Here is a 6,206-nt window from a genome sequence, read left to right as displayed (position 1 = left end):
CGGTGAGCCCGTGCTCGGCCATCTGACGGGGGATCAGGTGCCGGCGGGCGATCTCGAGCTTCTCCTCCCGGGTGTAGCCCGACAGCCGGATCACCTCCATCCGGTCCAGGAGCGCCGGCGGGATCGGGTCGATCAGGTTCGCGGTGCAGATGAACATGACCTCCGAGAGGTCGAACGGCACGTTCAGGTAGTGATCCTCGAAACTGGAGTTCTGGGCCGGGTCGAGCACCTCCAGGAGCGCCGAGGCCGGGTCGCCCCGGAAGTCCTGGCCGATCTTGTCCACCTCGTCCAGCATGAACACGGGGTTGCGGGAGCCCGCCTTGCGGATCCCCTGCACGATCCGGCCGGGCATGGCGCCCACATAGGTGCGGCGGTGACCGCGGATCTCGGCCTCGTCCTTGACGCCCCCGAGGCTCATCCGCACGAACTTGCGGCCCATGGCCCGGGCGATGGACTGGCCCAGGCTCGTCTTCCCCACCCCCGGCGGCCCCACGAAGCACAGGATCGGACCCTTGGTGTCGGGCTTGAGCTTCTTGACCGCAAGGTGCTCCAGGATCCGGTCCTTGACCTTCTCCAGGTCGTAGTGGTCCTCGTCCAGGATTTTCTTGGCCCGCGGGATGTCGATGTTGTCCTTGGTGCGTTTTTTCCAAGGCATCTCGGTGAGCCACTCGATGTAGGTGCGGATCACCGCCGCCTCGGCCGAGGACGGGGGCATGCCCTGGAGCCGCTTGAGCTCCCGCTCGGCCTCGGCCCGGGCCTCCTTGGGCATCTTGGCCTTCTCGATCTTCTCCCGGAGGTTCTCGATCTCCTCCCCCCGGTCGTCGGTGATCCCGAGCTCGTCCTGGATCGCCTTGAGCTGCTGGCGCAGGAAGTACTCCCGCTGGCTCTTGTTCATCTCCTCCTTGGCGGCCGATTTGATCTTGGCCTGGACCATGAGCACCTGGAGTTCCCGCTCCAGCAGGCTGTGGACCCGGTTGATCCGGTCCTTGGGGTCCACGGCCTCGAGCACCTGCATGGCGTCCGCCACCTTCAGGTTCACGTTGGCCGCCACGATGTCGGCGAGCCGGCCCGGGTCCTCCACGTTCTCCAGGATCATCATGATCTCGGTGGAGATGCCCTTGCCCATGTTCACGATCTCTTCGAGCTTTTCGCGCACCGAGCGCATCAGCGCCTCGGACTCGTAGTCGGGTTCGCTCAGCACGGTCTCGGGCACGGGCTCCACCCGGACCCGGTAGCAGGGGTCGGTGGTCAGGATCTCCTTTCGCCGGGCGCGGCTCAGTCCCTGCACCAGGATCTTGATGCGGCCGTCGGGGAGCTTGAGCATCCGCATGATCATGCCCACGGTGCCCATCTCGTAGATGTCGTCGGGCCCGGGTTCCTCGGTGGCCACCTCTTTCTGGGTGGCCAGGTACAGCATGCGGTTGCCCTGGAGGGCCTCCTCCACCGCGGCCACGGATTTTTCCCGCCCCACGAAAAGCGGGAGGATCATGAACGGAAACACCACCACGTCCCGCACCGGGAGCATGGGTAGGACCTCGGGGATCTCCACCCCCTGGATCTCGGCATTTTCCGCAACGGTCGGCGTGTTCTCGCTCTGCGACATGGATCGCCTCGTCACTCGATGGGAATCCGGCGATATCCCCTCCGCCGGTCGGTCATTTTGGGAATCTCCACCTCCAGCACCCCCCGGTCGAGGGCCGCCTTCGTGCCCGAGGGGTCCCCGGCGGCCGGGAGGATCACCATCCGCTGGAACGGCCCGAAGGTGCGCTCGACCCGCAGGTAACTCCACCCGGTTTCGGGGGCGGGCTTCACCCCCCGCAGAATAAGGAACTGGGGGCCGGCGTAGAGTTCGAGGGTCGAGCGGTCGACGCCCGGCAGGTCCGCCCGCACCCGGATCGCGCCCTCCTCTTCCACCACGTCCACGGCGGGGAACGCCCCGGGGTTCGCCAGGCTCGCCGGCGCCAGTTGGTCCTCGAACAGTCGGCGGAAGAGGGCCTCCACCTGCTGCTCGAAGTAGCGAAGACGTTCCAGCAAGTCACGGGGCGGATGGCGCATGGCTGCCTCGGCGATGGGCGGTCCCGAAGGTGCCGCGGGATCATAGCCACGGCCCGGGGGGTCGTCAAGAAAGCCCGTTTTTCTCGAAGAATTGCGAGACGATGGCGCGGTCCCGGGTCAGGGGGAAGGGGGGAAGGCTCTCCCGCAGCACCCGGCCGTACCCCCTCTGGACGATCCGCAGGTCGAGGATCGCAACCAGGCCCCGGTCGTCGGACCGGCGAAGGAGCCGTCCCACCCCCTGGACCAGGGTCATGGCCGCGGCGGGGAGCTGGTAGGCCGTGAACGGCGACCGGCCCGTCGCCCGTACCCGCTCGATCCGCGCCTGGACCAGGGGCTCGTCGGGGCTCGCGAAGGGGATGCGGTCGATGATGACGGCGCTCAGGGCGTCGCCCGGCACATCGACGCCCTCCCAGAACGACAGCGCCCCCAGGAGCACCGAGTGGCGGTCCTCCTGGAACCGCCGCAGGAGCACCTCCCGGGGCCCCTCGCCCTGGACAAGGAGGGGATAGGGTACCCGGCCCCGGAGCCGGTCGGCCACGGCCCGGAGGTTCCGGTGGGAGGTGAACAGGCAGAAGGCCCGGCCGCGGGTGATCCCGAGGAGGGCCTCGATCTCCGCGGCCACCGCTTCCGGGAACTCGGGGGCGTTGGGGTCGGGGAAGGCGCGGGGAATGTAGAGGATCCCCTGCTCCCGGTGGTCGAAGGGGCTCTCCGCCACGAACTCCCGGGCCGCCTCCGGCACCCCGAGGCGCTCGCGCAGGTACCCGAAGGTGCCCCCGACCCGCAGGGTGGCCGAGGTGAGAACGGCCGGGGTGTCCCCCCCGAACAGGTTCGCGGCGAGCACCTCCCCCACCTCCACCGGGGCGGCCCGGAGGAAGGCCCCGCGGCCCCGGGTCTCGAGCCAACGCACCTCCCCGGGTTCGGGCTCGTTCAGGAACCGGACGAGGTCCTCCTGGAGTTCCCGGGTGCGGCGGGCCACGGCCTCGGCGTCCGGCGAGCGCGCCTCCCGGGGCCGGAGCCGGTCCTCCCAGGCGGCCAGCGCCCCGAGGAGTTCCTCGAGCCGGCGTCCCGGCTTTCCGGCCAGGGGGCCCCGGAGCCGGCGGGGCGCCTCGGCCCGGGGCAGGGCCGGCCAGAAGGCCTCGGACGTCTCGGCCACCCGGTCCAAGGCCTTCCCGAGGCCCGGGGGCGCTTCGGCGTCCCCGGCCAAGGCCCGGCGGGCGTCCCGGACGAGCTCGGCCACCCGGTAGGAGCTCACCTGGGTGCCGAAATGGTCCGTGGCCACCGCCTCCAGGTGGTGGGCCTCGTCCACCACGAGGGCCTCGTACCGGGGCAGCACCTCGGACGAGGAGGCGGACCGCACGGCCAGGTCGGCGCATAGGAGGTGGTGGTTCACCACCACCACCTGGGCCCTCTGGGCCTCCCGCCGGCGGCGCAGGAAGAAGCAGGCGTCCTCCCGGGGGCATCGGGAGCCCCAGCAGGCCTCCCGGGTCGAGCACACGTCTTTCCAGGGGCCGAAGTCGTCTGGGAGGTCGGACCACTCGGCCCGGTCGCCCGTGGCGGTCGAGCCGGCCCACCGCTCGAACCGGTCGTAGAGTCGGGCCTCCTCGGGGAACCGAAAGAGGGGCTGGGCCCGAAACGCCTCGAACCTCCGGAGGCACAGGTAGTTCTGGCGGCCCTTGAGGAGCACCACCGACACGGGCCGCCCCAGGGCCCGGGCCAGCACCGGCACGTCCCGCTCCACGATCTGGGCCTGGAGGGTCTTGGTGGCCGTGCTCACCACCACCCGCTTGCCCGAGGCCACCGCCGGTGCGAGATAGGCCAGGGTCTTGCCGGTGCCCGTGCCGGCCTCGGCCAGGAGCACCCCGCCTCGCCGGAACACCTCGGCCACGGCACGGGCCATGCGCACCTGGGCCTCCCGGGGCGTATACCCCGGCACCGCGCGGGCCAAGGGGCCATCGGCCGAAAAAAAGGCTTCGATGTCCATGGGGGTGCGATGGTCAGAAGGGAGAACGCCTCGTCGGAACTACGATTACTGACACCAACGGAAGTATCGTCAGGTCCCCGTCAGCGCTACGGAAACCCGCGGGTGGGGGGCTGGTGGAGAGCCGGGTGCGGCCCCTTACCTCGCCGCGCCCTCACCACGCCGGGATCGCTTTGGAAGATCCGGAACGTCCGCCACCGTCGCCTCGCCCCGCCGCGCGGACAACGGCATGGAAAGGCGCGGCGATCGGGTGCCGCACTCGCGCCCGGCCGGAACCAGTCCCCCACCCGCCTCCGGGAACCCTTTTGCAGCTATTCGCGCAGGTCCGTCCGGCCTTCCGCCGCCGAGCGTTGACCGAAGACCGGCGGCCGTGGACCGCGGGCGGGGAACTCTACTACAATCCCGTGCCCATGCGAATCCAAGCCGACCTTCACGTCCACACGATCGCCAGCGGCCACGCCTTCTCCACGGTGGCGGAGATCGCCCGGGAGGCCCGGGCCCGGGGACTCCGGGCGGTCGGGGTGGCCGACCACGGCCCGGCCCTGCCCGGGGGGCCCCACGTGTACCACTTCTCGGCCCTGCGGTTTCTCCCCCGGGTCCTGGACGGGGTCAGGATCCTCCGGGGGGTCGAGGCCAACCCCGTGAACGCCCGGGGGGACCTGGACCTGCCCGATGGGCTCTTGGCCCGGCTCGACTACGCCATCGTGGGGTTTCACGAGGGGTGCGGGCTCAAGGCCTCGAACCCCCGCAAGAACACGAAGGTGCTCGTCGCGGCCATGTCCCGGCCCAAGGTCCGGATCCTGGGGCACCCCGGGAACCCCGCGTTCCCGGTGGACGTGCCGGCGCTCGTGGCCGCGGCCCGGGCCCACGGGGTGGCCCTCGAGATCAACAACGCCTCGTTCGTGAACGCCCGGCGGGGAAGCCTGGAAACCTGCCACGCTATCGCGGCCGAGGCGGCGCGGGTGGGGGCGTGGATCTGCCTTTCCTCCGACGCCCACGTGGCCCAGCAGGTGGGGGTGGTGGACGACGCCTGGGAGGTGGCCTCGTCGGCCGGCGTCCGGCCCGAGCAGGTCATCAACCGCTCCTGGGACACCGTGTGCCGGTTCCTGGAGCTCGACCCGGCCGAGTTCGAGGGGGGATGAGCCCCCGGCAGCGTATTGCAACCAGGCTTCCACGGGCCCGGGGGAGTTGCCCTCTAGCTTCCCCGCCCCCCCGGGCGACCGGCCGCGGGGTCGGGCCGGAGGGCCGTGATCCGGTCCCAGGGGATCTCCCGGAAGCCGCTCGGCGTGCGAAGCAGGATCCCCCGTTCCCCCATCTCCACGGCCACACCCCGGTGCTCCACCCCGGCCGCCACCACCACCACAGGTTTCCCGGTCAGATGGCGCCAGTCCCGCATCTTCACTCCTCCCGCCAGGACACGACCCGAACCCGGTCCTCGTCCCGGTTGCGCTCCAGCACGGCCTGGGCCGTGCGGTTCACCCCCCGCACGTCGGCCGCCAGGTCCACCAGGAACCGGGGGCTCTCCACCACCACCTCGAACACGAGCCGGGTGATCGCCAGGCCCGCCATGGCGGACCGGTTCTTGAGGTCCGTGGCCCGCTCCAGCGGGGTCTCGGTGAGGTCGTCGTAGAGTTCCTGGGCCCGGTCGGGCCCGAGGTCGGGGTGGAGGGCCTGGAGCACCGGCACCGAGGCGGTGTTCACGTTGACCTTGGGGTCGGCCCGCACGTCCAGGTGGGGAGCCACCGCGGCCACCACCTCGGGGGTGAACCCCTCGATCCGCCGGAGTTCGTCAAGATCCAGGAGCGGTCGGTTCGGCACCGTGTAGTCCGGGTTCTCCTCGTACATCCCGTCGGTGTTGGCGTCGATCCAGTCGAGCAGCGCCTCCGCCAGCGCCCCCGGGTCGGCGTCGGAGGGGGCGGCCGCCTCGATAAGGCGCCGGAGCGCCTCGGCCCGGGAGGCCAGGGGTTCGCCCCGGTCGTTCAGCACGGCGGCCAGGGGAAACCGGCCGTAAAGGTCGTGGACCGCCACCGCCAGCACCCCGTCGCCCAGGGGCACGGGGGGGATCACGTCGGCCCAGGGCTCGCCCCGGTGGTCCACCTGGTTGTCCCGGGCGTCCTCCCGGAGCAGGGCCGAGCCCACCGCGATGCCCGAGCGCAGGAGGGCGTGGGCCTGG

6 protein-coding genes are annotated in these 6,206 nt (G+C 71.2%); 1 reads left to right on the top strand and 5 read right to left on the bottom strand.

Translation table 11 applies throughout. From position 1 onward, the window contains the following. From lon to ACY0I8_RS15255, 3 genes are all read right to left on the bottom strand, one after another. Positions 1 to 1,603: endopeptidase La (lon, locus tag ACY0I8_RS15265; protein WP_461395432.1), on the bottom strand; the 1,603-nt coding region annotated here is incomplete at its 3' end. 11 nt (positions 1,604 to 1,614) lie between these two features. Further along, positions 1,615 to 2,055 (bottom strand): Hsp20/alpha crystallin family protein, encoded by a 441-nt coding sequence (locus tag ACY0I8_RS15260; RefSeq protein WP_461395431.1) that lies wholly within the window; start codon positions 2,053 to 2,055, stop codon positions 1,615 to 1,617. 64 nt (positions 2,056 to 2,119) lie between these two features. Then, positions 2,120 to 4,036 (bottom strand): ATP-dependent DNA helicase, encoded by a 1,917-nt coding sequence (locus ACY0I8_RS15255; RefSeq protein ID WP_461395430.1) that lies wholly within the window; start codon positions 4,034 to 4,036, stop codon positions 2,120 to 2,122. Between the two features lie 347 nt (positions 4,037 to 4,383). On the opposite strand from ACY0I8_RS15255, the gene ACY0I8_RS15250 reads away from it, so the two are divergent. Next, the gene (locus ACY0I8_RS15250; RefSeq protein WP_461395429.1) at positions 4,384 to 5,175 is read left to right on the top strand and encodes a PHP domain-containing protein; all 792 of its coding nucleotides are present in this window, start codon (positions 4,384 to 4,386) and stop codon (positions 5,173 to 5,175) included. Between the two features lie 53 nt (positions 5,176 to 5,228). Here ACY0I8_RS15250 and ACY0I8_RS15245 read toward each other — a convergent pair whose 3' ends face one another. Next, positions 5,229 to 5,429 (bottom strand): hypothetical protein, encoded by a 201-nt coding sequence (locus ACY0I8_RS15245; RefSeq protein ID WP_461395428.1) that lies wholly within the window; start codon positions 5,427 to 5,429, stop codon positions 5,229 to 5,231. A 2-nt stretch (positions 5,430 to 5,431) separates the two neighbouring features. Beyond that, on the bottom strand, positions 5,432 to 6,206 hold a 775-nt coding region (gspK, locus tag ACY0I8_RS15240; RefSeq protein WP_461395427.1), incomplete at its 5' end, for a type II secretion system minor pseudopilin GspK.

It is taken from the genome of Deferrisoma sp. (genome assembly GCF_054681715.1).
This window is presented reverse-complemented; position numbering and strand designations above follow the sequence as displayed.